This window comes from Microcystis sp. T1-4 (assembly GCF_000297435.1).
Taxonomy (GTDB): Bacteria; Cyanobacteriota; Cyanobacteriia; order Cyanobacteriales; family Microcystaceae; genus Microcystis.
In genome coordinates this window covers 1-651 of record NZ_CAIP01000261.1, presented here as the reverse complement: position 1 = coordinate 651, position 651 = coordinate 1, and the positions used below count along the sequence as shown (strand labels likewise).

The 651-nt window shown below is 33.5% G+C and carries 1 protein-coding gene; it reads left to right on the top strand.

The genetic code is table 11. From position 1 onward, the window contains the following. Positions 1–386 (top strand): tetratricopeptide repeat protein (locus tag MICAI_RS15820; protein ID WP_039900295.1); only part of this gene is annotated, 386 nt, incomplete at its 5' end. Positions 387–651 lie beyond the last annotated feature (265 nt).

The window sequence follows — 651 nt, the reverse complement described above, 5'->3', positions numbered from 1 at the left end:
ATCTTTACTATCTCCAACAAAAATACGAATTAGCCCTCTCTGATTACAACAAAGCTATTAAAATTAACAAAAATGCTTGGTTTGCTATGATGGGCATCGGCTTAGTTAAGTATGAACAAGGGTCAATAAGTGAAGCAATTAAACAATGGGAAAAAGCACTAATAATTAACAATCAATCAGCCGAAATTCAATTAGCTTTAGCCGTTGCTTTTTATCATCAAGGCGAAAAAGATAAAGCATTAAAACTCGCTGAAAGTGCTTTAAGTATTAATTCTCAACTTGCCAATATTGATTTCCTCAAAAAGATTTTACGGACAAACAAAATTTTTGCTGATGTTCAAAAATTATTAGCACATCCTGAACTAAAAAATTATGTTAATCAGTAGTTTCGTAGGTTGGGTTGAGCGAATAAATATGTTAAGGAAAACCTCTCAATTCTCAGGTAAAGCGAAACCCAACACCCAAAACCTAAATCTGTCTGAATTCTTTTTTTTGGGTTTCCTTGGGTCAACCCAATCGACGATAATTGCTATGATTACTATAATCCGTAGTCGTGGTGATTTATATGCCATATTAAAACAAACCGAAAAAGCAAAAATTGATCTACAACAAGCAGCCATATTATTCCGCCAACAGAATAATATGGCTGCT